Origin of the sequence: Microlunatus parietis, assembly GCF_013407955.1 — a bacterium.
GTDB lineage: Bacteria > Actinomycetota > Actinomycetes > Propionibacteriales > Propionibacteriaceae > Microlunatus > Microlunatus parietis.
The window spans coordinates 6359614-6384324 of the sequence record NZ_JACCBU010000001.1; the positions used below are offsets into that span (position 1 = coordinate 6359614).

At 70.3% G+C, this 24711-nt stretch carries 22 protein-coding genes and 1 tRNA gene; 21 read left to right on the plus strand and 2 right to left on the minus strand.

Annotated elements, in window-relative coordinates; translation table 11 throughout:
• The first annotated feature begins 238 nt into the window (after nt 1-238).
• The 15 genes from rsmH (at nt 239) to BKA15_RS30715 (ending at nt 17812) form a co-directional block, all read left to right on the plus strand.
• On the plus strand, nt 239-1246 hold the full coding sequence (gene rsmH / locus BKA15_RS30645; RefSeq protein WP_179757463.1) for a 16S rRNA (cytosine(1402)-N(4))-methyltransferase RsmH: 1008 nt from the start codon (nt 239-241) through the stop codon (nt 1244-1246).
• Complete coding sequence (gene ftsL, locus BKA15_RS30650; protein ID WP_179757464.1) at nt 1243-1848, plus strand: cell division protein FtsL; 606 nt, start codon at nt 1243-1245, stop codon at nt 1846-1848. The genes rsmH and ftsL overlap by 4 nt, the downstream gene beginning before the upstream one ends.
• On the plus strand, nt 1848-3770 hold the full coding sequence (locus BKA15_RS30655; protein ID WP_179757465.1) for a peptidoglycan D,D-transpeptidase FtsI family protein: 1923 nt from the start codon (nt 1848-1850) through the stop codon (nt 3768-3770). The genes ftsL and BKA15_RS30655 overlap by 1 nt, the downstream gene beginning before the upstream one ends.
• 62 nt (nt 3771-3832) lie before the next feature.
• Nucleotides 3833-5383: a UDP-N-acetylmuramoyl-L-alanyl-D-glutamate--2,6-diaminopimelate ligase gene (locus BKA15_RS30660; RefSeq protein ID WP_179757466.1), complete on the plus strand. Its 1551-nt coding sequence runs from the start codon at nt 3833-3835 to the stop codon at nt 5381-5383.
• Between the two features lie 54 nt (nt 5384-5437).
• Nucleotides 5438-6925, plus strand: a complete 1488-nt coding sequence (locus BKA15_RS30665; protein WP_179757467.1) for a UDP-N-acetylmuramoyl-tripeptide--D-alanyl-D-alanine ligase — start codon at nt 5438-5440, stop codon at nt 6923-6925.
• Entirely contained in the window at nt 6922-7995 is a 1074-nt protein-coding gene (gene mraY / locus BKA15_RS30670; RefSeq protein ID WP_179757468.1) for a phospho-N-acetylmuramoyl-pentapeptide-transferase, read from the plus strand. Before BKA15_RS30665 ends, mraY begins: the two co-directional genes overlap by 4 nt.
• Nucleotides 7977-9449, plus strand: a complete 1473-nt coding sequence (murD, locus tag BKA15_RS30675) for a UDP-N-acetylmuramoyl-L-alanine--D-glutamate ligase (protein WP_179757469.1) — start codon at nt 7977-7979, stop codon at nt 9447-9449. Before mraY ends, murD begins: the two co-directional genes overlap by 19 nt.
• 36 nt (nt 9450-9485) lie before the next feature.
• Complete coding sequence (gene ftsW / locus BKA15_RS30680; RefSeq protein ID WP_312879549.1) at nt 9486-10832, plus strand: putative lipid II flippase FtsW; 1347 nt, start codon at nt 9486-9488, stop codon at nt 10830-10832.
• Nucleotides 10829-11956: an undecaprenyldiphospho-muramoylpentapeptide beta-N-acetylglucosaminyltransferase gene (murG, locus tag BKA15_RS30685; protein ID WP_179757470.1), complete on the plus strand. Its 1128-nt coding sequence runs from the start codon at nt 10829-10831 to the stop codon at nt 11954-11956. Before ftsW ends, murG begins: the two co-directional genes overlap by 4 nt.
• Nucleotides 11947-13410, plus strand: coding sequence for a UDP-N-acetylmuramate--L-alanine ligase (gene murC / locus BKA15_RS30690; protein WP_179757471.1), 1464 nt, complete (start codon nt 11947-11949; stop codon nt 13408-13410). The genes murG and murC overlap by 10 nt, the downstream gene beginning before the upstream one ends.
• Entirely contained in the window at nt 13410-14141 is a 732-nt protein-coding gene (locus tag BKA15_RS30695; RefSeq protein ID WP_179757472.1) for a cell division protein FtsQ/DivIB, read from the plus strand. Before murC ends, BKA15_RS30695 begins: the two co-directional genes overlap by 1 nt.
• A gap of 311 nt (nt 14142-14452) precedes the next feature.
• Entirely contained in the window at nt 14453-15760 is a 1308-nt protein-coding gene (gene ftsZ / locus BKA15_RS30700) for a cell division protein FtsZ (protein WP_179757473.1), read from the plus strand.
• Between the two features lie 158 nt (nt 15761-15918).
• Nucleotides 15919-16443, plus strand: coding sequence for a cell division protein SepF (locus BKA15_RS30705; RefSeq protein WP_179757474.1), 525 nt, complete (start codon nt 15919-15921; stop codon nt 16441-16443).
• Nucleotides 16444-16553: 110 nt separating this feature from the next.
• Entirely contained in the window at nt 16554-16847 is a 294-nt protein-coding gene (locus BKA15_RS30710) for a YggT family protein (RefSeq protein ID WP_179757475.1), read from the plus strand.
• Between the two features lie 107 nt (nt 16848-16954).
• Nucleotides 16955-17812 carry a DivIVA domain-containing protein gene (locus tag BKA15_RS30715; protein WP_179757476.1) on the plus strand — a complete coding sequence of 286 codons (858 nt, stop codon included), beginning with the start codon at nt 16955-16957 and terminating at the stop codon, nt 17810-17812.
• 530 nt (nt 17813-18342) lie between these two features.
• On the opposite strand, the gene BKA15_RS30720 is transcribed toward BKA15_RS30715, so the two are convergent.
• A complete protein-coding gene (locus BKA15_RS30720; RefSeq protein ID WP_179757477.1) occupies nt 18343-18909 on the minus strand; it encodes a hypothetical protein in 567 nt (188 codons plus the stop codon).
• Nucleotides 18910-18934: 25 nt separating this feature from the next.
• Here BKA15_RS30720 and BKA15_RS30725 point away from each other — a divergent pair, with 25 nt between their 5' ends.
• The 4 genes from BKA15_RS30725 (at nt 18935) to pyk (ending at nt 22392) form a co-directional block, all read left to right on the plus strand.
• Nucleotides 18935-19375: a TraR/DksA family transcriptional regulator gene (locus tag BKA15_RS30725; RefSeq protein ID WP_179757478.1), complete on the plus strand. Its 441-nt coding sequence runs from the start codon at nt 18935-18937 to the stop codon at nt 19373-19375.
• Nucleotides 19376-19434: 59 nt separating this feature from the next.
• A complete protein-coding gene (lspA, locus tag BKA15_RS30730) occupies nt 19435-19980 on the plus strand; it encodes a signal peptidase II (protein WP_281385623.1) in 546 nt (181 codons plus the stop codon).
• On the plus strand, nt 19980-20909 hold the full coding sequence (locus BKA15_RS30735; protein ID WP_179757479.1) for an RluA family pseudouridine synthase: 930 nt from the start codon (nt 19980-19982) through the stop codon (nt 20907-20909). Before lspA ends, BKA15_RS30735 begins: the two co-directional genes overlap by 1 nt.
• 67 nt (nt 20910-20976) lie before the next feature.
• Nucleotides 20977-22392 carry a pyruvate kinase gene (gene pyk, locus BKA15_RS30740; protein ID WP_179757480.1) on the plus strand — a complete coding sequence of 472 codons (1416 nt, stop codon included), beginning with the start codon at nt 20977-20979 and terminating at the stop codon, nt 22390-22392.
• 61 nt (nt 22393-22453) lie between these two features.
• Here the strand turns inward: pyk and BKA15_RS30745 are convergent.
• Nucleotides 22454-22536, minus strand: a tRNA-Leu gene (locus tag BKA15_RS30745).
• Between the two features lie 81 nt (nt 22537-22617).
• Here BKA15_RS30745 and BKA15_RS30750 point away from each other — a divergent pair.
• Together BKA15_RS30750 and BKA15_RS30755 are read left to right on the plus strand one after the other, a co-directional pair.
• Entirely contained in the window at nt 22618-23235 is a 618-nt protein-coding gene (locus BKA15_RS30750; protein WP_179757481.1) for an ANTAR domain-containing response regulator, read from the plus strand.
• A gap of 203 nt (nt 23236-23438) precedes the next feature.
• A complete protein-coding gene (locus tag BKA15_RS30755) occupies nt 23439-24662 on the plus strand; it encodes a branched-chain amino acid ABC transporter substrate-binding protein (RefSeq protein WP_179757482.1) in 1224 nt (407 codons plus the stop codon).
• The last annotated feature ends 49 nt before the right edge of the window (nt 24663-24711 follow it).

Below are 24711 nucleotides of genomic sequence, written 5' to 3' on the forward strand. Positions count from 1 at the left end.
ACCGACAACTGAACAGGGACAACGGAATGGAGCAGCAGGCTCGTGCCCCCAGGCTTCAACCCGCGATCCGGCTCCCTGGCGCACCTTCCCCGGCGCCAGGTAGCACTTCCCGCGGATCTCGGGTTGAAACCTGAAGGCACGAGCCACGCATTTCCGTTGTCCCGAGCGGGACACCGGCAACAAGGGTGGGGGTCGAGATGAAGCGGTGCTGGGCACAGCGGCGCGAGGCGAGGCGCCGATGACGACCGACGAGCCGCGCCACGTCCCGGTCCTGCTTGGCCGCATCGTCGACCTGCTCGCCCCGGCCCTCGAACCGACCACCACCGACCCCCAGCCGGTCCTGGTCGACTGCACCACCGGCCTCGGCGGCCACTCCGGCGCGCTGCTGGACGCCTGCCCGGCGGCCCGGCTGATCGGACTCGACCGCGATGCCGACGCCCTGGCCGAGGCGACCCGACGACTCCGCCGGTACGGGGAGCGGGTGCAGCTGGTCCAGGCCGTGTACGACGAGCTGCCGCGGGTCCTGGCCGACGCGGGGGTCGGCTCGGTCCGGGCGGTGCTGTTCGATCTCGGCCTGTCGTCGCTGCAGATCGACCGGACCGACCGCGGTTTCGCGTACGCGGTCGACGCGCCGCTGGACATGCGGATGGACCAGGGCCAGCCGCTCACCGCGGCGGCGGTGCTGAACTCCTACGACGTCTCGGAACTGACCCGGATCCTGCGGGTGTACGGCGAGGAACGGTTCGCCGACCGGATCGCCCGGCGGATCGTCGCCGAGCGGGCCAAGGAGCCGTTCGCCAACTCGGCCCGGCTGGTGGCGCTGCTGCAGCAGGCGATCCCGGCCAAGTCGGCCAAGACCGGCGGGCATCCGGCGAAGCGGACGTTCCAGGCGCTCCGGATCGAGGTGAACGCCGAGCTGGCCGCGCTGGAGTCGGCGCTGCCGGCGGCGATCGAGGCACTGGCCGCGGGCGGCCGGATCGCCGTGCTGGCGTACCACTCGCTGGAGGACCGCCTGGTCAAGCGCACATTCGCGGCCGGCGCCACGGACCGGGCGCCACGCGGGCTGCCGGTGGTGCCGCCCGAGCTGCGGCCCGAGCTCACCCTGCTGACCCGGGGAGCGGAGCGCCCCGGCGCGGACGAGGTGGCCGAGAACCCGCGGGCGGCGTCGGCGCGGCTCCGGGCCGCGATGAAGATCGGCGCCGCGGAACAGGAGACCGACTCGAGCGGCGAGGGGGAGGCTGCGTGAGCGCGTTACTGGCACCGGCGGGCGAGCCGGAGGAGGAGGTCGGGACCGGTCGCAAGAAGCGGCTGCGCACCGTGCCGGATCTGCCGCCACGACTGGCCCCGATGCCGTTCCTGGTGGTCCTGATCGGGGTGCTCGGGATCGGCTTGGCCGGCCTGCTGATGCTCAACACGTCGCTGCAGGGCAACGCGTTCGAGACCCGGGCGCTGCAGCGGCAGGAGTCCGAGCTGGCGTACCGGCAGGCCGAGTTGGAGATCGAGCTCGACAAGGCCGCCGCCCCGCAGGAGCTGGCCCGCCGCGCGTCGGCACTCGGCCTGCGGCCGAACCCGTACCCGCTGATCCTGCGTGTGCCCGGCGGCGAGGTGCAGGGCGACAAGAAGAGGGTCGACGGCGACGAACTGCCCGGCATCGTCGTGAAGACCCCGGAGGAGCTCGCCGCGGAGAAGGCCGAGCAGGCGGCGAAGAAGGCGGCCAAGGAGGCCAAGAAGCGCGCCGAGGCCGAGGAACGGCAGCGGCGGGAGCTCGCGGAGCAGAAGAAGAAGGTCGAGGAGCAGCAGCGCAAGCAGCAGCAGGAACAGGAGCGGGATCAGGAGGCGAACCGCTGATGGCCGACGATCGCCGCCGGCAGCCCCGGCCCACCCGACGGCCCAGCAAGGCAACGACGGCCGCGTCGGCGAGCCGCCGGCTTCGCCCGCAGGCGGAGAAGAAGCTCGCCGCGAGTACCGCCAAGGCCACCGCGCGGAACTCGGCCCGGGCCGCGAAGAAGAAGGTCTACAAGCCGGTCCGCCGGGTGCCGCTGGGCAATTCGCCGCGCCGCCTCCGGGTGGTGCTGGTCGCGATGGCGATCGCGCTGTCGCTGTGCGGCGGCCGGCTGCTGCAACTACAGGGTTTCGACTCCGCCGCGTACGCCGCGGACGGCGATCAGTTCACCGCCAAGCTGCCGCTGTTGCCGACCCGCGGCGACCTGGTCGACCGGAACGGCCAGGTGCTGGCGACCACCCAGCCGGCGGTCGCGGTGACCGCCGACCCCACACTGACCCGGAACACCACCAAGGATCCGGAGCGGGCGGCCAGGTTCGCCGCCGTGATCTTGAAGCATCTTGATCTTGATCGGGCCACCCTGCTGGAGCGGCTGAACAAGCCCGACACCCGCTTCGTCTATCTGGCCAAGAAGATCCCGGCGACGACCTATCTCGCCCTGGCCGCCGAACTCACCGAACTCAAGCTGTACGGGGTGTTCCGGGAGAGTGACCCGATCCGGGTCTACCCGGGGACGAACGTGGCCGCGGGCGTGGTCGGCTTCGTCAACGGCGAGGGCGAGGGGGTGGCCGGCCTGGAGCGTTCGCTGAACGGGAAGCTGGCCGGCGTCGAGGGCCAGGAGACGTTCGAGATGGCGCCGAACGGCAGCCGGATCCCGCTCGGTGAGAGCAAGATCAATCCGGCCGTCGACGGGATCGACTACCAGCTCACCCTGGACGCCGAACTGCAGTGGATGGTGGAGCGCCGCCTCGAGGAGCAGGTACGCAAAGCGGGCGGCGAGACCGGCACCGCGATCACGATGAACATCAAGACCGGCGAGGTTCTGGCGATGGCCAACTACCCCGGCTACGACGCGTCGAAGCCGGGCGCCGCTGACCCGGACGACCTCGGCAACCGGGCCGTCTCGGCGGCGTACGAACCGGGCAGTGTGCAGAAGCTGCTGACCGCCGCGGCCCTGATCGACGCCGGGGTGGCCAACCCGGACACCAAGCTGACCATCCCGGCCCTGCTGGGGTCCGGCGACGGCACGGTCAAGGACGCGTTCGCACACGGCGAGATCAACCTGCTGATGCGCGGCGTGATCGCGAAGTCGTCCAACATCGGCACGATCATGCTGGCCCGGCAGCTGGAGACGTCCCGGCTGCGGGCCTACCTGGCCTCGTTCGGCCTCGGCAGCAAGACCGGCATCGGGCTGCCCGGCGAGTCGAGCGGGCACCTGCCGCCGGCCGACATGGCGGACTACACCCGGGACCAGATCGCGTTCGGCCAGGGCCTCTCGGTGACCGCGATCCAGGAGGCCGCGGCGATCGCGGCGCTGCTCAACGACGGCGTCTACAACCAGCCGTCGGTGATCAAGAGCGCCACCGACCAGGACGGCAAGCCGGTCGACCTGCCGAAGCAGGATCCGCGCCGGGTCGTCTCGTCCAGCACCTCGGACCAGATCCGCGACCTGATGCAGGCCGTCGTCGACCACGGCTCCGACCGGCTCGCCCTCGACGAGTACGCCAGCGGCGGCAAGACCGGCACCGCGCAGCGCTACGACCCGGACTGCGGCTGCTACCGCGGCTACACCGTGTCCTACGTGTCGGCCGCGCCGATCGACGACCCGGAACTGCTCACCTACGTCGTGGTGGACAACCCGACCAACAGCGACACCGGCACCACGGGTGCGGCGCCAGCGGCGGTCGACATCATGCAGCTCGCGCTGCCCCGCTACGGCATCCCGCCGACCACCGAGCGGCCGAAGAAGGAGAAGATCAAGTGGTGACCGGTGCTGAACGAGCTCAGACTCAGTTCGTTGCCGGCGCAAGTCCTCGGTAGCTTACCCACGTGAAATCCGATCAGCCCAGCGGCTCGGGGGTGCCGCGACCCACACAGCTGGCCGCCCCGCTGCGGCTCTCCGACCTGTTCGGTACGACCTCCGGCGGTGATCCGGTGCTGCACGGGGTCAGCCTGAACTCGCGGCTGATCAGGCCGGGCGACCTGTTCGTGGCGCTGCCGGGCCGGCTGGCCCACGGCGCCCGGTTCGCCGCCGACGTGGTCGCGGCCGGCGCCGTCGCGATCGTCACCGACGCGGCCGGGCGGGAGTTGATCGACGCCGGCATCGGCGTGCCGGTGGTCGTCGTCGACGATCCGCGGGCCGGGCTGGGCACGCTCGCGGCCAAGGTGTACGGCGGGCCGGCCGACCGGCTGACCATGATCGCGGTGACCGGGACGAACGGGAAGACCACCACCTGTTCGCTGCTGGAGTCGGCGCTGCTGGCCGCCGGCCGCCGGGTCGGCATGATCGGCACCATCGGCTTCCGGCTGGACGGCGCGGCGCTGCCGTCGGCGCGGACGACGGTCACCACGCCGGAGGCACCGGAGCTGCAAGGCCTGTTGGCGGCGATGGCCGAGCGGGGCGCGGACACCGTGATCATGGAGGTCACCTCGCACGCGCTGGACCAGGGCCGGACCGACCCGATCCGGTTCGACGTGGCGGCGTTCACCAACCTCGGCCGGGACCATCTCGACTTCCACGCCACGCTGGAGGACTACTTCGAGGCGAAGGCGAAGCTGTTCACGCCCGAGCGGGCCCGGACCTGCGTGATCAACGCCGATGATCCGCGCGGCCGGCAGCTGATCGGACGCGCCCGCGACGCCGGCCTCGCCGTCCGCACGATCGGCGCCGGTACGGACAGCGACTACGCCGCTCTGGCCGTCACGGGCACCGCGGGGCGGACCATGATCACGGCGCGGACGCCGGCCGGCAGTTGCGAGTTCGGGCTCAGCCTGCCGGGCGACTTCAACGTGGCGAACGGGCTCACCGCGCTCGCCGTACTGCAGACGTTGGGGGAGGACCTCGACCTGCCGGCAGCGCTGGCCGGGCTGGCCGCCGCGACGGTGCCGGGCCGGATGCAGCGGGTCCCGCTGGGCGGCGACGCCCCCGCCGTCTACGTCGATTTCGCGCACACCCCGCAGGCGGTCGGCGCCGCGATCGACGCGCTTCCCGAGGGCAGGCGGATCGTGGTCGTCGGCTGTGGCGGCGACCGGGACCCGGACAAGCGCGGCCCGATGGGCGCCGCGGCGGCCGAGCGGGCCGACCTGGTGGTGATCACCGACGACAATCCGCGCACCGAGGACCCGGCCACGATCCGGGCCGCGGCGCTGGCCGGCGCGAACGCCACCGAGCGGGCCCGGACCGGCCGGACCACGGTGCTCGACGGAGGGGACCGTCGATCCGCGATCGCGACCGCACTACGGTTGGCCCGGTCGGGAGACGTGGTGGCCATCCTGGGCAAGGGCCACGAGCAGGGGCAGCAGGTGGGGACCGAGATTCTGCCGTTCGACGACGCGACGGTGGCGGTGGAGGAGTGGCAGCGGCAGGAAGCGCGCTGCTGAATCCCGACGGGGGCGGGGAGGCATGCTCTTACGGGAGCGGGGAGAGGTAATTCGATGATCGAACTGACCACGGGCGAGGTCGCCGACCTGGTGATCGAGTCCGGGGCGGGTGCTCCGGCGGGGTTCGAGCGGGACCGGGTGATCACCGACTTTTCCGTGGACTCACGGAAGGTCCAGCCGGGGGCACTGTTCGTCGCGCTGCCCGGTGAGCGGGTCGACGGCCACGACTTCGTCGGCGCCGCCTGGGCCGCCGGGGCGGCGCTGGCCCTGGTCGCCCGCGAGGTGCCCGGTGCCGGGCCGCAGCTGGTGGTGCCGGATCCGTTGCTGGCGCTGGGCCGGATCACCCGGCACCTGATCGACCGGGCCAAGGCCGGCGGCCTGCGGGTGATCGCGATCACCGGCTCACAGGGCAAGACCTCGACCAAGGACCTGCTGGCCCAGCTGCTCGAGGCGGAGGCGTCGACGGTCGCGCCGCTGGGCAACCTGAACACCGAGATCGGCGTACCGCTGACGGTCGCCCGGATCGACGCCGGCACCCGGTTCCTGGTCGCCGAGCACGGCGCCCGCGGCGTCGGCCACATCCACTATCTGTGCGAGCTGACCCCGCCGGACGTGTCGGTCGTGCTCAACGTCGGCAGCGCCCACGTCGGCGAGTTCGGCAGCGTCGAGGCGATCGCCCAGGCCAAGGGCGAGCTCGCCGAGGCCCTCGGCCCGGACGGCAGCGCCGTCCTGAACGCGGACGACCGGCTGGTCTGGGCGATGCGGGAACGGACCGCCGGGCGGGTCGTCGCGACCGGCGTCGGCCACGACCCGGGCAGTGACCGGGCGGTCTGGGCGACCCGGCTGACCGGCGACCGGACCGGCCGCTACGCGTTCACGCTGCACGCCCGGCTGCCGGACGAAGCCGGCGACCCGGCCGAGACCGCGGGGCCGGTACGGCTCCGGGTGCTCGGTCGGCACCAGGTCGGCAACGCGGTCGCGGCCGCGGCGGCGGCGCTGGCCGTCGGCGTCCGGTTCGACGACGTGGTGCAGCGACTGTCGGCGGCCGAGGCCCGGTCCCGGTTCCGGATGGAGGCGGCCGAGCGGCCGGACGGCGTGCTGGTCGTCAACGACGCGTACAACGCCAACCCGGAATCGATGCGGGCCGCGATCGACGCGCTGACCGAGTTGGCCGCGGGCCGGTCCCAGCAGTGGCCGGACGCCCGGGTCTGGGCCGTGCTCGGCGACATGCTGGAGCTCGGCGACTCGGCCGACAGCGAGCACCGGGCGATCGGCCGCTACGCCGCCCAGCGCGGCGTGCACCGGCTGATCGGCGTCGGCGAGTACGGCCCGGTCTTCGTCGGCGCCGCCCGCAAGGCCGGCCTGGCCGAGGCGACCGCGGCCACCGACGCCGAGGAGGCGGTCCGGCTGGTCGAGGCCCGGCCCGGCGACACGGTGCTGGTCAAGGCGTCCCGCGGGCTCGCCCTGGACACGGTCGCCGAGGCGATCCTGACCGGTCAGCCGGCGGCATCGTCGGCCGCGGCCGAGGGCGGTCATCCGTGAGAACGATCGTCATCGCCGGAGCGCTGGCCCTGCTCGGCACCCTGCTGGGCACCCGGCTGGCGATCAGCTTCCTGGTCCGCAAGGGGTACGGGCAGCTGATCCGCGACGACGGGCCGACCTCGCACCACACCAAGCGGGGCACCCCGACGATGGGCGGCCTGGTGATCATCATCGCCACCATCGGCGCGTACGCGATCAGCCACCTGATCACCTGGACCCGGCCGTCGGCGTCGGCGGTGCTGGTCCTGTTCCTGTTCGCCGGCCTCGGCGTGGTCGGCTTCCTGGACGACTTCCTCAAGATCAAGAACCAGCGCTCGCTCGGCCTGCGCAGCAAGGCGAAACTGCTCGGCCAGTCCTTGGTCGCGATCGCGTTCGCCGTGCTGTCGCTGCAGTTCCCGGACGAGCGCGGGGTCACCCCGGCGTCCAATGCGATCTCGTTCCTGCGGGACATCGACTTCCTGTCGAACCTGCCGGTGATCCTAGTGATCATCTGGGTGATGCTGCTGATCGCCGCGGCCAGCAACGGGGTGAACCTGACCGACGGCCTGGACGGCCTGGCCGCCGGCGCCTGCGTGATGATCTTCGGCGCGTACACCCTGGTCAACATCTGGCAGTACAACCAGTCCTGCGCGTACGAGTCGTCCGCCGGGCCGAAGTGCTACGAGGTGCGCGACCCGTACGACCTCGCCGTGGTGGCCATCGCGCTGGCCGGCGCCTGCTTCGGCTTCCTCTGGTGGAACGCCGAGCCGGCCAAGATCTTCATGGGCGACACCGGCTCGCTGTCCCTCGGCGGCGCCCTGGCCGGGCTGGCGATCTTCACCCGGACCGAGCTGTTGTTGATCATCCTCGGCGGGCTGCTGGTGATCGAGGTGGCGTCGGTGATCCTGCAGGTCGGCTTCTTCAAGGCGACCAAGGGCAGACGTTTGTTCAAGATGTCCCCGCTGCACCACCACTTCGAACTGCTGGGCTGGCAGCAGGTGACCATCGTGATGAGATTCTGGATCGTGGCCGGCCTGTTCGTCGCCGCCGGCCTTGGCATCTTCTACGCGGAATGGGTGGCCGGCACGTGATCAACAACCAGACCCCGGAGTGGCTGCCGACGGCCGACGGCGCCTCGCCCTGGTCACAGGCCCGGGTGATCATCGCCGGGCTCGGCGTGGCCGGGTTCGCCGCGGCGGACGGGCTGCTCGAGTTCGGCGCCCAGGTGACGGTGCTGGACGACGCGGAGAACCAGCAGGTCCGGGACCGGGCGACGCTGTTGGAGACGCTGGGCGCGGAGGTCCGGCTCGGCCCGGGTTCGACAGCGACGCTGCCGGAGCCGGCGCACCTGGTGATCACCACCGGCTTCCCGCCGCACGCGCCGCTGCTGGTCCAGGCCGCCACCCGCGACGTGCCGATCTGGAGCGAGGTCGAGCTGGCCTGGCGGCTGAGCCGCCCGAACAAGATCGTTCCGTGGATCGGCATCACCGGCACCAACGGCAAGACCTCGACCACGCTGATGCTGGAGGCGATGCTGGCCGCGGCCGGGCTGCGGACCGCGGCGGTCGGCAACATCGGCCGGCCGATCATGGAGATCGTGCTCGACCCGGAGCCGTACGACGTGCTCGCGGTGGAGCTGTCCAGCCACCAGCTGCACTGGTCCAACTCGCTGTCGCTGCACTCCGCTGCCGTACTCAATCTGCAGCCGGACCACCTGGAGTGGCACGGCTCGGCGGACAACTACCGCGACGCCAAGGCCGAGATCTACCAGCGGGTGCAGGCCAGCTGCGTCTACAACGTCGAGGACCCGGCCACCGAGCAGATGGTGGTCGACGCCGAGGTGATCGAGGGGGCTCGCGCGATCGGGTTCACCCTCGGCATCCCGGACCGGTCGATGGTCGGCGTGGTGGACGACCTGCTGGTCGACCGGGCGTTCATCCCGCAGCGGGCCGACTCGGCGCTGGAGCTGGCCAAGGTGGCCGACGTGTCGCCGGCGGCCCCGCACAACGTCGCCAACGCGCTCGCCGCGGCCGCCCTGGCCCGCTCCTTCGGGGTGCCGGCCACGGCGGTCCGGGACGGCCTGCGCAACGTCCGGCTCGGCCCGCACAAGATCGAGACGGTGGCGGTGCTCGGCGGCGTCACGTACGTCGACGACTCCAAGGCGACCAACCCGCACGCGGCCGACGCCGCGCTGTCCGCGTTCGACTCCGTCGTCTGGGTGGCCGGCGGGCAGGCCAAGGGCACCACGTTCGACGAGTTGATCATCAAACACGCCGACCGGTTGCGCGGCGCGGTGCTGCTCGGCGTGGACGCCGAGGTGATCGCCGGGGCACTGGCCCGACACGCGCCGCAGGTCCCGGTGATTCGGGTCGATTCGACGGAAACTAGGGCCATGGCTCAAGCCGTGACGGCGGCTGCTTCCCTCGCCAAACCGGGTGATGCAGTGCTGCTCGCCCCCGGCTGCGCCAGCAGGGACATGTACACCGACTACGCCGCACGGGGCGAGGCCTTCGCCGCCGCTGTGGCCGAGCTGCCCGGCGCGTAGGAGCACCAGCCGGAAGGAAAGGCAGGGGAGAGAGCCGTGGCGACCGTGACCGGCCCGCTCCAGCGCGGCGGGCTGCTGCCGGGGAGCAACCGGTCCGGCTCCCGCCGCTCCGTCGGCGCCTGGCTGGAGGCGGTGCTGGACCGGCCGCTGGCCAGCTACCACCTGGTGCTCGGCGCGACCGGCATCCTGGTCGCGCTCGGCATGATGATGGTGCTGTCGGCGTCCAGCGTCTCCGCCGAACTTGTGTACGACGACGCCTACTACTACGTGAAGCGGCAGGGGATCTTCCTGGCCGCCGGGCTGGCCGCCGGCCTGCTCGTGATGAAGCTGCCGCCGAAGACGCTGCGGGTGCTGTCCTGGGCCGGGCTGGCGCTGGCCGCGGTGCTGCTGATCCTGACCTACGTCCCCGGGCTGGGCCGCAACGTCGGCGGCAACCAGAACTGGCTCTATTTCGGGTCGTCGCTGTTCATGATCCAGCCGTCGGAGTTCGCCAAGTTCGCCATGGTGGTCTGGGGCGCCGACGTGCTGGCCCGCAAGCAGAAGTTGCTGGACCAGCCGCGGCACCTGATCGTGCCGTACCTGCCGGCGACGCTGATCCTGGTGCTGCTGGTGGTCTTCCAACGTGACGCCGGTACCGCCGTAGTGCTGGCCAGCATCATGGTCGGCGTGCTCTGGGTGGTCGGCGCGCCGCTGCGGATCTTCGTCTCGATCGCCGTCGCCGGCGTCGCCGGCGTGGTCGGCCTGTTCCTGACCAGCTCCAACCGGATGACCCGGCTGGCCGCGTTCCTCGACCCGTCGGCCGACCTCGGCGGCGCCAACGACCAGACCGCGGCCGGCCTGCTGGCCGTCGCGATGGGCGGCTGGTGGGGCAGCGGGATCGGCGGCAGCAAGCAGAAGTGGGGCGGCCTGCCGGAGGCGCACACCGACTTCATCTTCGCCGTGATCGGCGAGGAGCTGGGCCTGTTCGGCAGCCTGATCGTGCTCGCGCTGTTCCTGATCCTCGGCTACGCCGGCATCCGGATCGCCATGCGCAGCGACGAACCGTTCTTCCGGTACACGGCGGCCGGAGTTACCGTCTGGTTGATGGTGCAGGCCCTGATCAATCTCGCGGTCGTGCTCCGGCTGCTGCCGGTCGCCGGGGTGCCGCTACCGTTCCTCTCGTACGGTGGCTCGGCACTGATCGCGAACCTGATGGCGATCGGCGTCCTGCTGGCCTGTGCCCGCAACGAACCGGCGGCCCGGACCTACCTGAGCCGGCGCTCCGGCCGGGCCCGGCCGGAACTGACGACCGTGGTCGGGCACCGCAAGCAGTCCAAGTCGGCCAAGCAGTCCAAGCCGGCCAAGGCCGAGGCGACGAAGAACGGTAAGAAGGGACGCGGGTGACGACAGAACCTTCCGGTGACCGACGGCTCAGCATCGCGCTGGCCGGCGGCGGCAGCGCCGGACACACGTCGCCGCTGATCGCCACCGCCGACGAGTTGCGCCGTCAGGCCCCCGAGGTGCGGCTGACCGCGATCGGCACCGCCCGCGGCCTGGAGACGACGGTGATCCCGGCCGCCGGGCTGCCGCTGGAACTGATTCCGCCGGTGCCGATGCCACGCCGCCCCGGCCTCGACCTGATCAAGGTCCCGGCCCGGCTGACCAAGGCCGTCTCGGCCGCCGCCGCCGTGCTGAAGAAGGTCGACGCGTCGGCCCTGGTCGGCTTCGGCGGCTACGTGTCCACGCCCGCCTACCTGGCCGCGCGCCGGCTCCGGATCCCGATCGTCATCCACGAGGGCAACCTGCTGCCCGGGCTGGCCAACAAGCTGGCCGCCCGGTTCACCAGCCACGTCTTCACCTCGTTCCCGGCCACGCCGCTGCCGAATGCGACCTACATCGGCCTGCCGCTGCGCCGCGCGATCACCGAGCTGGACCGCGCCGCGACCCGGACCGAGGCCCGCAAGGAGTTCGACCTGGCCGACGACCAGCCGACCCTGCTGGTCAGCGGCGGCTCGCAGGGCGCGCTGAGCATCAACCGGGCCGTGATCGACTCGGTGGACCAGCTGCTGCGGGCCGGGATCCAGGTGCTGCACGCGCTCGGCCCGAAGAACTTCACCGATGAGACCGTACGGCGGACCGACCCGGAGACCGGCGCCGTCTACGCCCCGCTGGCGTACGTGGAGCGGATGGAGCTCGCCTACGCCGCCGCCGACCTGATGCTCGGCCGGTGCGGCGCGAACACGGTGATGGAGACCTGCGCGGTCGGGCTGCCGGCCGTCTACGTACCGCTGCCGTTCGGGAACGGGGAGCAGCGCCGCAACGCCGCCGGCGTCGTCGAGGCCGGCGGCGGCGAACTGCTCGAGGACCCGGACTGCACACCGGACTGGGTCCGCACGCGGATCCCGGAATTGATCTTGGACCCGGAGCGGTTGACCCGGATGTCGGCGGCAAGCCGGGACGTCGGCCGGACCGACGCGGCCGCCGAGCTCGCCGCACGAACCCTGGAGGTAGCACAGTCATGGGCCTGATCACGCCGCGCGAACTGGTCGGCGTCGAGGAGCTGGCGCCGGTCCACTTCATCGCCATCGGCGGCTCCGGGATGAACGGGATCGCCTCGGCCTTCCTCGATCTCGGGTACGAGGTCAGCGGCAGCGACCGGCAGGACTCGAAGTACCTGCGCGGCCTGCAGGAGCGCGGCGCCCGGACCTACATCGGGCACGCCGCAGAGCAGCTCGGCAACGCGAAGACCGTGATCGCCTCGTCGGCGATCCGCGACGACAACCCGGAGCTGGTCGAGGCCAGGGCCCGGGGCCTGCGGATCCTGCACCGCAGCGAGGCGCTCGGCGCGCTGATGCTGGGCCGGCGCGGCGTCGCGGTCGCCGGCACCCACGGCAAGACCACGACGACGGCGATGATCGCCCGGGTGCTGACCGAGCTCGGCACTGACCCCTCGTACCTGATCGGCGGCGCGTTCCTCGGCTCCAAGACCGGCGGCCACATCGGCACCGGCGAGGCCCTGGTGGTCGAGGCCGACGAGAGCGACGGCTCCTTCCTGCAGTACCCGGCCGAGGTCGCCGTGGTGACCAACGTCGACCCGGACCACCTGACCAACTGGGGCACCGCGGAGGCGTACGCGGACGGCTTCGTCCGGTTCGCCACCAAGCCGGAGCTGAAGCTGCTGATCGTCAGCGCCGACGACCCGGGCGCCGTGGAACTCGTCAAGACGCTCCGGGAGAGCGCGGCCCGGGTGCCGGAGATCATCACGTTCGGTACGGCTCCGGAAGCGGACCTGCGGCTGACCGACCTGGAGCTGACCGGGACCGGCTCGACGTTCACGCTGACCGACACCCGGCGCGGCGTCGGTGGTCCGGTCCGGCTCGCCGTACCGGCCAAGTACAACGCGCTGAACGCGACCGCGACCTACGCAGTGGCGACCTACTTCGGCGGCGAGACTGCGCCCGATTTCAGCGAGGGTGCGGTACGGGCAGCGCTCGGCCAGTTCGGCGGCACCCACCGGCGGTTCGAGCTGGTCGGCACCGTCGACGGGGTCCGGGTGTACGACGACTACTCGCACCACCCGACCGAGGTCGCCAACATGCTCGGCGAGACGGCCCGCCCGGCGGCGGGGGAGGGCCGGGTCGTGGCCTGCTTCCAGCCGCACCTCTACAGCCGGACCCGGGACTTCTGGCGCGAGTTCGCGGTCGCCCTGGAACAGGCCGACGAGGTGATCGTGATGGACGTCTGCGGCGACCGGGAGGATCCGATCGACGGCATCACCGGCGCCCTGGTGAGCGACGCGATCCGGCCCGGCACCGCCAACGTCACGTACCAGCCGGTCTGGGACGAGGCCGCCCCGACGGTGGCCGCCATCGCCCGGCCCGGCGACGTCGTGGTGACGATCGGCTGCGGCGACGTGACCAAGGTGGCGCCGAAGATCGTCGACGAACTCCGCCGTCGCACCGCCGAGGCCCGGGAGGCCTGATGGCCACCTCGACGCTCGGTCGCCCGCCCGGCGTGGCCCGGTCGGGCGGTTCGAGGTCGTACCGGAAGCGGCGCCGGCTCTGGCCCGTCGTCCTGATCGGCGTGCTGCTGCTCGCGCTCGCCGGCACGGCGGTCTGGCTGGTCGGCTTCTCCTCGGTGCTGGGCACCGACCGGGTCGAGGTCCGCGGTGCCGAGGCGGTCGCGGCGCGCGACGTCGAGCGGACCGCCGCGGTGCCGCTGGGGCTGCCACTGGCCCGGCAGGACATCGACGCGATCGCCGCCCGGGTGGCCGACCTGACGCCGGTCGAGTCGGTCGAGGTGACCCGGCAGTACCCGGACACGGTGCTCATCGTGATCAAGGAGCGGGCCGCGGTGATCGGCGTGGCGGACGGCGGCGGCTACCTGCTGCTGGACCGGCACGGCGTCCCGTACCGGACCGTGCAGAAGCTGCCACCCGGAGTCCTGCTGGCCGAGTTCAACGCCGGCAACACGCCCCTGGCCGAGCAGCTCGGCGTGGTCGCCGCCGCCCTCCCCGGTGAACTGACCCAGCAGCTGGACCGGCTCAGCGCGACCAGCGAGAGCTCGATCGAGCTCGAACTGAAGAACGGCGACCGGGTGATCTGGGGCACCGCCGACGAGTCGGCCCTGAAGGCCGCGGTCCTGCTGGACCTGATGAAGCAGAAGGCCAAGGTCTACAACGTCTCCGCCCCCCGCCACCCCGCCACCCGCTAAACCCCCTCCGAAAGCTTCCGCCGACCGGTCACAAAAGCAGGCGTTTTGACGGCGTGTCGCAGCAGAAGTGACCACTCGCTGATCCAGTACGTTGACGGTCCCGCCACCCACCACGCGTAAAGCTGAGGTTCAGGTGGAGGGAATCAGCCAGTTTGGCGTGTCCCGCCGCGGATGCCGTACCGGTCGGGGGCTAACTCATAGCCTTGCTGAAACGCCTGGTCTGCCGCGGAATCTTCCCCTCGATCCGAGGCCAAGACTTGGCAACCTGGGCAGGCGTCAGTAGTCATTGAGCAGGAAAGAGGCGGAGGTTCGTGGTTTCTGCATCAACGAATTACGTGGCCGTGATCAAGGTTGTCGGCGTCGGGGGCGGCGGCGTCAACGCAGTCAACCGGATGATCGAGGCGGGCCTACGCGGCGTCGAGTTCATCGCGGTCAACACGGACGCGCAGGCGTTGCTGATGAGCGACGCCGATGTGAAGCTCGACATCGGGCGGGATCTGACCCGCGGGCTCGGTGCAGGCGCCGACCCGGAGAAGGGGCGGCAGGCAGCCGAGGATCACGCCCAGGACATCGAGGAAGCGCTCAAGGGCGCCGACATGGTCTTCGTCACCGCCGGTGAGGGTGGCGGTACGGGCACCGGCGGGGCACCCGTCGTCGCCCGGGTCGCCCGCGCCATGGGCGCGCTGACGATCGGCGTGGTGACGCGGCCGTTCCAGTTCGAGGGCAAGCGGCGTTCGGTGCAGGCCGAGGAGGGGATCGCCAACCTCCGCGAAGAGGTCGACACCCTGATCGTCATCCCGAACGACAAGCTGCTGCAGATGATGGACAACCAGCAGATCGCGATCCTGGACGCCTTCAAACAGGCCGACCAGGTGCTGCTGCAGGGCGTGTCCGGCATCACGGAGCTGATCACCACCCCGGGCTTGATCAACCTCGACTTCGCCGACGTGAAGTCGGTGATGTCGAACGCAGGCTCGGCGTTGATGGGCATCGGCTCCGCGCGCGGCGAGGACCGAGCCAGGGCCGCGGCCGACATGGCCGTGTCGTCACCGTTGCTGGAGGCCAGTATCGAGGGCGCCCACGGCGTGCTGATCTCGATCGCCGGCGGATCCGACCTCGGCCTGTTCGAGGTGTCGGCCGCCGCGACCCTGATCCAGGAGTCGGCGCACGAGGAAGCCAACATCATCTTCGGCACCGTGATCGACGACGCGCTCGGCGACGAGGTCCGAGTCACCGTGATCGCGGCCGGCTTCGCTGGCGGCGAGCCGCCGCGCCGGCAGCAGGGGATCAGTCGGCAACCCGGCCTGGCCCAGTCCCGGCAGCAGGGTCAGCAGCCGCTGGCCCAGGTGCCCCAGTCCCAGGGACAGGCAGCGCCGGGACACTCGACGCCGGGGCAGTCCGGCCCGGGCCAGGCTCCGGGTCAGCAGCCGCAGCAGTCGCCGGCCACGCAACAGCCGCAGCCGGTCGGCCAGCGGACCAACGGCTCCGGGCAGCCCGGCACGTCCGGCAACGGCCACCAGCCGAGCCCGGCGCCCCGGCCGGCCCCGCAGCCGACCTACCGGCCGGCGCCACCCGCTCCGGCGGATGACGACCTGGATGTGCCGGACTTCCTGAAATAGAGAGCGTCAGCGGCGACGGGGATCGCCGAGAGACACCGCCAGCGTGTCACCGGGCAAGGTGCGCCGGATGCGCGTTCCCGGCCGGTAATGTCGATCCCGTCCCGAGACGGACCCAAGTTGTTTTCGGTGTGTGAGGGATCGGACGTGAGGGCGGTCAGATGGCGGACAGGTTGAAGCGAGCGGCGGCGTGGCTCGGGTTGGTCACCGACGACCGCTACTCGGAGTACGACGAGCCCGGGCACGACGAGCCGACGACCGGCGTGCCGACCCCGGCCGACCGGGAGGACTCCAAGGTCACCCACCTGGAGACCAAGCGTCCGGTCGCGGCGTCGACCGGTGCGGCCGCGGCCACGCAGCCGAGCCCGACTCCCAAGCCGACCCCTGCGCCGACGCCACGCTCGTCCGACATCTCGCGGATCATCACCGTGCACCCGCGGACGTACAACGAGGCCAGGACGATCGGCGAGCACTTCCGTGACGGCGTCCCGGTGATCATGAACCTGACCGAGATGGAGGACACCGACGCGAAGCGTCTGGTCGATTTTTCGGCGGGCCTGATTTTTGGGCTCCGTGGCAGTATCGATCGGGTGACCAGCAAGGTGTTCCTGCTGTCGCCGCCGAACGTCAATGTCACCGCGGAGGACAAGGAACGCATCGCGGGTGGCTTTTTCAACCAGAGTTGATCACCGGTCGGTACGGACGTCCGGCGGCAGCCCGTGGTGGCGAGCCGTCGCGATAGGCTGCAGTCACGACCTGGTCGGATGTCGAAACGAACGCGAGGCACGTGGCGCAGATGGTCATCATCGGTCTCATCATCAACTTTGTCCTGTGGCTGTTCCTGATGATTCTGTTCGCCCGGATGATCCTGTCCTGGGTGCCGGTCCTGGTCCGGGACTGGGAACCGCGAGGGGCCATGCTGGTCGTCGCGGAGGGCATCTATTCGATCACCGACCCGCCGCTGCGACTGCTCCGCAAGGTGCTGCGCCCGGTCCGGATCGGCTCGATGATGCTCGATCTGGCTTTCATCGCGCTGGCAATCCTGGTCAGCATTTTGATGAGGATCAACGCCCTCGTGTTCTTCAGTTGACATCTGGCTCACTGCCGGATGTGTGCATTAGGCTCAAATTCGGTACGGTAAGGCAGATGGGTAACGGACGCATCACGGTTCCGAGTTCCGATTGTTTGAGGTGAACGATGACGCTGTCGCTGGACGATGTGCGCAACAAGCGCTTCCGGATGGCCCGCAAGTCGGGGTACGAGGTCCTGGAGGTCGATGAGTTCGTCGACGAGGTCGAAGAGGCCTTCGCTCAGCTGATCGAGGAGAACAAGAACCTCAAGAAGCAAATCGAGTCGCTGCGGGCCGCGCCAGTCCAGGACCCCGCAGCCTCCGATACCACGATCCTGCAGCCGGCGGCCCAGCCGGACGGCAAGCAGACCCTCGTCGTGACCACCGGCAAGGAGGCCAGCGCAGCGGTCGTGCGCCTGGTCGAGTTGTCGACCGAGCAGGCCGAGCGCCTGGTCTCGGAGGCCGAGGAGGACGCGAACCGGATCCGCGAGGAGGCCAACCGGTCGGCGCACCAGGTGACCACCGACGCGCGGACCCGGGCTGAGCGGGTCGAGTCCGAGGCTCGAGTGAACGCGGAGCGGGTGCAGTCCGACGCGACCGCTCGGGCCGCCCAGCTCGACCGTGAGATCGAGCAGCGCCGGATCGACATGTTCAGCGAGTTGGAGCGTCAGCGCGACCAGCTGAGCAACTCGGTGCGCGAGCTGCGCAACTTCGAGGCCAACTTCCGGAGCAACCTGACCGGCCAGCTGCGCCGGCACATCGACACGCTCGAGGCCTCCCGGGCCGAGCCGGTCGACACGCCGCAATTGGTCCGTGATCTGGACGACAAGCCGGAGCCCCGGTCGATGCGGGACAACAGCCAGAAGAACGGCACCGGCCCCTCGCCGTACGGTTCGTCGGTCGACAACGACTCGCCGACCCTCGGCGGCGGCTCGCCGACCAGCGACACGCCGCGTCTGGACGCCCTCCTGGGTGACCAGCGCTGACCAGACCGTGATCGACGCCTGAACCCATCATCGGTCGAACCCCGCACCTCGAAGGTGCGGGGTTCTTCCATGCCCGGCCCGCCCCGGTGATCATCGAGCGGACGCAAATGGCAACTTCCGCTCGCCATCCGCTGCCCTTTGCGTCCGATCGATTCAGATCGAGGCACGTCACCCGCCGACCCGACCGCCGCGCGGGTCGCATCCCCACGCATCGCCCACCGTCGCGCCGACTTCAACGTCCGCGCGGACTCCGCTCGGCCCGGTTCCGCTGGGCCCGGTCTCCGCTGGGCCCGGTCTCCGCTGGGCCCGGATTCCACTCGGCCCGGATTCCACTCCATGCGGACTCCGCCCGCGCCTACTCCATCGCGTGCCACGACATCAGCTGCCGCGCCTCCTCCATCACGCAGACTCGCCTGCGCCGACTCGCCCGATCTCTCCAGCGCTCGCGCGGGCTTGATCGCTCACGCGGCGTCGCCCCAGCTCCCGTGCGGTGTTCGCCGTTCCCGTGCTGCGCGCGGAAACGGGCGAGGCTAAGAGGAGGCTGAAATATCGGCTCGACGCCGATTGTTTCCGCTCCAGGATTCGGGAAATCGGCCACGAAACACGAGTCCATCGTTGAAGATAGAGCGAATCGCCCCTACTCTCCCTTGGGTCACTGCTACCCGGAGAACGGGACGGCGCCGCATTACCTCCGAAGGGGGGATCACGATGAGCACGACCAAGAAGTCGTCGGCGAAGAAGACGCCGAGCAAGGACGGTCGGGCCTCGGGATCGGCACCGGCCCGATCGGCTCGATCATCGAAGACTGCGGCGTCGAGCGCTCCGAAGGCAGCATCGCGTGAGGGATCACGGTCCAAGCGGGACGACACCACCCCGTCGACCCCGGCCGTGCAGAAGCGGGCAGCGAAGTCGGCCGCCAAGCCGACGACGAAGAAGACCGGCACGACGAAGCGGTCCACCTCGAAGACTCCGGCTGCGAAGCGGTCCGCCGCGACCGGCCGGACCTCGAAGCGGACCGGCACCCGGTCTCGGCAAGCCCCTGCGAGCAAGCGGTCCGACACCGACCGCACGACCTCGACCACCAACCCGGCCGACACAGCCCTGACCCCTCGGAGCGACCCCATGACCAGCGAAGCCGCACCGGCAGCCACCGTCAAGCCCGTCAAGCCCTCGTCCCTTCCGGTCCGGGAAGGCGAAGACCCCTGGACCAAGGCCGAGCTCGACGAGGTGAGGGAAACCCTCGAGTCCGACATCGAACGCTTCACCGCCCAGCTCGCCGCGTCCAACGCCGAACTGGTTGGGATGCTCCGGGACGGCGCCGAGGGCGCCGGCCGGGACCCGGCCGACGTCGGCTCGGCGAACTTCGAGCGCGACGCCGAGATGTCCCTGGTCAACAACGCCGCCGAGATGCTGGAGCAGTCCCGGCTCGCCCTGCGCCACATCGATCAGGGGATCTACGGCAGTTGCGACAACTGCGGCAACCCGATCGGCAAGGGCCGGCTGTTGGCCTTCCCGAGGGCGACGCTCTGCGTCACCTGCAAGCAGCGCGAGGAACGGCGATAACCGAGAACAGCACGGCCCAGGACGAGTCCCGGCCGCCCACCCATCTGCTCCGCCTGCGGCTGCTCTATGCCGCCGTGGCCGTCATCGGCGTCACGCTCGACCTGATCACCAAGGTGATGGCAGTGGCCTGGCTGAATCCGGCCGACCCGGTGCACCTGCTCGGCGGGCTGCTCCGGCTGCAGCTGGTCCGCAATCCCGGCGCGGCGTTCAGCCTCGGTGAGAACTTCACGCCGGTGTTCGCCGTGCTGTCGGCGGCGGTGCTGGTCGGCGTCGTGCTGTTCGGCGTCCGGCGGATCGGGCACACCGGCTGGGCGGTTGCCTTCGGCCTGGTCTCGGCCGGCGTCGCCGGCAACCTGATCGACCGGTTGTTCCGGGCCCCCGGCCCGCTGCACGGGCACGTCGTCGACTTCCTGCAGCTGCCGTACTGGCCGATCTTCAACGTCGCCGACATGTGCATCACGGCGGCGGCGATCTTGATCATCGTCCTCTCGGTGATCAAGAACATCGGCCTGGACGGCAAGCGGCTGGCGCCGACTCCGCGGACCCGCCGGGATCCGCCGGCCGAACGTACGCCGAACGAGCCGGGACCGGCGAGCACCGACTGATGTCCTCGTCGACGCGGGTCATGCTGATCCCGGACGGGCTGGACGGCGAACGGGTCGACGCGGCCGTGGCCCGGATGCTCGGCCTGTCCCGGACCCGGATCGCCGGCCTGGTCGAGCAGGGCCAGGTCCTCCTCGACGGCAAGCCGGCCGGCAAGTCGGACCGGGTCCGGGCCCACTCCATGCTCGAGGTGGAGCTGGAGCCGGAACGGCCGGCGGCCGAGGTGGCGCCGCAGACGGTGGCCGACCTCAAGATCGTGTACGACGACGACGACATCGTCGTGATCGACAAGCCGGTCGGCGTGGCCGCGCATCCGAGTGTCGGCTGGGCCGGCCCGACCGTGCTCGGCCACCTGGCCGGAGCCGGGTTCCGGATCACCACGTCCGGCGTCCCGGAGCGGAAGGGGATCGTGCAGCGGCTGGACGTCGGCACCTCCGGCCTGATGGTGGTGGCCAAGAGCGAGCACGCGTACACGATGCTGAAGCGGGCGTTCCGCTCCCGGACCGTCGACAAGACGTACCACACGCTGGTGCAGGGGCATCCGGACCCGTTCCACGGCACGATCGACGCGCCGATCGGCCGGCACCCGTCGGCCGACTACAAGATGGCGATCATGGACGGCGGCCGGCACAGCATCACCCACTACACGACGCTGGAGGCGTTCGTCGGGGCGACGCTGCTCGAAGTCACCCTGGAGACCGGCCGGACGCACCAGATCCGGGTGCACATGGCGGCGATCCGACATCCCTGCGTCGGCGACCCGATGTACGGCGCGAACCCGGTGCTCGCCCAGCGGCTGGGCCTGGACCGCCAGTGGCTGCACGCGGTCCGCCTCGGCTTCACCCACCCGCGGACCCAGGAGTACGTGAGTTTCGACTCCGACTATCCGGCCGACCTGGCGCACGCCCTGGAGCTCGTCCGGACCGGTTGAGCCTGCCGACCCGTACCCAAGGGGGAGCCGATGTGGCCAGGCAGCGTCGGGACGCTAGTGTCGATCCGTGCGTAGAGCGAAAATTGTCTGCACCCTCGGGCCGGCCACGTCGGCCCCGGAGCGCCTCATCGAACTCGTCAAAGCCGGGATGGACGTGGCCCGGCTGAACATGAGCCACGGCGACTATGCCGATCACGAGCACAACCTGACCGGCGTCCGCCGGGCCGCCAAGATCACCGGCCGGCCGGTCGGGGTGCTGGTGGACCTGCAGGGGCCCAAGATCAGGCTCGGCCGGTTCGCCGCCGGCAAGGAGGTGCTCGCCTACGGCGCGACCTTCACGATCACGACCGACGACATCGAGGGCGATGTCCGTCGCTGTTCGACCACGTACAAGGATCTGCCGGGGGACGTGAAGCCCGGCGACACGATCTTGATCGACGACGGCCGGCTCACCCTGCGCGCGACCTCGGTGACCGACACCGACGTGGTGACCCGGGTCGAGGTCGGCGGCCCGATCAGCAACAACAAGGGGATCAACCTGCCGGGGGTCGCGGTGAGCGTCCCGGCCATGAGCGAGAAGGACATCGAGGATCTGCGCTGGGCGCTGCGGCACGGCGTCGACATGATCGCGCTGTCCTTCGTCCGCAACGCCGCCGACGTCGATCTCGTCCACAAGATCATGGACGAGGAGGGTCGCCGGGTGCCGGTGATCGCCAAGATCGAGAAGCCGCAGGCGGTGGAGAACCTCGACGAGATCATCGACGCCTTCGACGCGTTCATGGTGGCCCGTGGTGATCTTGGTGTGGAACTGCCGCTGGAAGAGGTTCCGCTGGTGCAGAAGCGGATCGTGACCGCGGCCCGGCGCTGGGCCAAGCCGGTGATCGTCGCCACCCAGATGCTGGAGTCGATGATCTCCGCGCCGCGGCCGACCCGCGCCGAAGCCTCCGACGTCGCGAACGCGATCCTGGACGGCGCGGACGCGGTGATGCTTTCCGGCGAGACCAGCGTCGGCCAGTATCCGGTGGTCACCGTCGAGACGATGGCCCGGATCGTGGTCAACACCGAGGAACACGGCCTGGAGCAGGTGCACGACATCGTCTGGGACCCGCACACGACGAGTGGTGTGATCACCAAGGCCGCCGCCGAGGTCGCGGAGCGGATCGACGCGAAGTATCTGGTGGCGTTCACCCACACGGGCGACTCGGCCCGCCGGATGTCCCGGCTCCGCTCGTCGATCCCGGTGCTCGCGTTCACCCCGATCGAGGCGACCCGGCAGGCGCTGACGCTGACGTGGGGTACGGAGTCGTTCCTGGTGCCGATGGTCGGGCACACCGACGACATGATCCGCCAGGTCGACAAGGCGCTGATGGAGTCGGGCCGGATCGCCGAGGGCGAACGGGTCGTGATCGTCGCCGGCTCCCCGCCCGGGGTCGCCGGCCACACCAACATGGTCCGGGTCCGCCGGATCGGCGCCCCGCTCTGAACGGCCGAGTCGCCACCAACGCACCGAATTCCGTGGTGTGCTGGTGGCGACTCGTTTGCCGTGCCGGGAAGGGGAGTCGAACCCCTATGTCCTTTCGGACAGACGGGTTTGAGCCGTCCGCGTATACCATTCCGCCACCCCGGCCGGGGCCCGGAACATTCTGCCACATCCCTCCAGCCGTGGTGAGAATCGGCTCCGTAACAACGCTGCTCTAAAGTGTCTCCCGTGACGAACGAGAAGAACGACCCCGGGGCCACCTCGCCCACCCGCGTGCTGGTGGCCGAGGACGAGGTGCTCATCCGCACCGACCTGGTCGAAATGCTCACCGAAGAGGGGTACGAAGTCGTCGGCGAAGCCGGCGACGGCGAGCAGGCGATCGAACTGGCCACACAGCTGCGGCCGGACCTGGTGGTGCTGGATGTCAAGATGCCCAAGCTGGACGGGATCAGTGCCGCCGAGAAGATCGCCGGTGAGCGGATCGCCCCGGTGGTGATGCTGACCGCCTTCAGCCAGCGGGACCTGGTCGACCGGGCCAGCAAGGCGGGCGCGATGGCGTACGTCGTGAAGCCGTTCGGCAAGTCCGATCTGGTGCCGGCGATCGAGATCGCCGCCGCCCGGTTCGCCGAGATCAAGGCGGTCGAGGCCGAGGTCAGCGATCTGACCGAGCGGCTGGAATCGCGCAAGATCGTGGACCGGGCCAAGGGCATGCTGCAGGCCGGTCTCGGGCTGACCGAGCCGGAAGCGTTCCGCTGGATCCAGAAGACGGCGATGGACCTGCGCAAGTCGATGCGCGAGGTCGCCGAGGGTGTCATCGAGCACGGCGCGGGATCCAAGAAGAAGTAGCGCAGCACGCGCACGCGGCGCTGCATCGTTGCGTGATGCGGTCATGTAACGAACACGAAACTCACTCAGCGGAACTGGACAGCGCAGCGGTGAGTCGTCGTAGTGTTCATCATGCTTGGCAACCCGGCCGTGGATTCCGGATGTCGGAATTCCGCGGCCGGCCGTGATTCAGCTCGTGGTCGAGCTGCCCAGGAGGAGGAACAGTGCTTAATCGACGGCTTGCGAAGGTCGGTGTCGCGACCCTGGTCGCCGCAGCCCTGGCACTGACCGGATGCGGTCAGCGTGGGGGCGACGGAGACCCGGGCGGCGGTGCCGGCGATGAGAAGAAGATTGCCAAGATCGGCGTCATCTCACCGATGAGTGGCGGGCTCTCCGCGCTCGGGCTCGGCATTCAGAACTCGGTGGATCTCGCGATCAAGCAGGCGAACGCGAACAACGAGATTCCCGGCTGGACCCTGCAGATCGATGTCAAGGACGACGAGGCGAAGAGCGACGTCGGCCTGAACGCCGCGACCGCGCTGTCCTCGGATCCGGAGGTCGTCGCCGTTGTCGGAACGCTGAACACCAGCGTCGCCCAGGGCGTCCAGCCGGTCCTGAACGGCAAGAAGATCGCCATGGTGTCGCCGGCCAACACCGGCCCGGCGCTGACCCGCGGCGAGGACTACGCGAACAGCCCGAAGCGGCTCTACCCGAACTACTTCCGGACCTGCGCCACGGACGACGTCCAGGGCCCGTTCGCCGCGAAGTACCTCTACAACACGGCGAAGTTCACCAAGGTGGCCACGGTCAACGACAAGAAGGCCTACGGCGCAGGCCTGGTGAAGACGTTCAGCGACGCGTTCACCGAGCTCGGCGGCCAGATTGTCGCGGCCGAGACGATCAACCCCGACGACAAGGACTACTCGGCGGTGATCACCCAGATCAAGGCGACCAATCCGCAGGCGCTCTACTACGGCGGCGAGTACCCGCAGGCCGGCCCGCTGAGCCAGCAGATGAAGGCCGCCGGCCTGGACATCCCACTGATGGGCGGCGACGGCATCTTCGACCCGGCGTTCATCCAGCAGGCCGGTTCCGAGTCCGACGGCGACCTCGCCACCTCGGTCGGCGCCCCGGTGGAGAACCTGCCGACGGCGAAGACCTTCGTGGCCGATTACGAGGCCGCCGGCTACTCCGACCCGTACGCCGCGTACGGACCGTACGCCTACGACGCGGCCCGCGCGATCATCGAAGGCCTCAAGGTCTCGCTCAAGGACGCCGAGAGTGTCGAGGACGCCCGGCAGGCGACCATCGACGCGATCGGGAAGGTGAGCTTCGACGGCGCCACCGGCAAGGTCGCCTTCGACGAGTACGGCGACGCGACGACCAAGATCCTCACCGTCTACAAGGTGACCGACCAGAAGTGGGCGGCGGTCGAGACCGGCAGTTGACCATCATTACCTCGGCGCGAGGCTCCCACCCGGAGCCTCGCGCCGAACT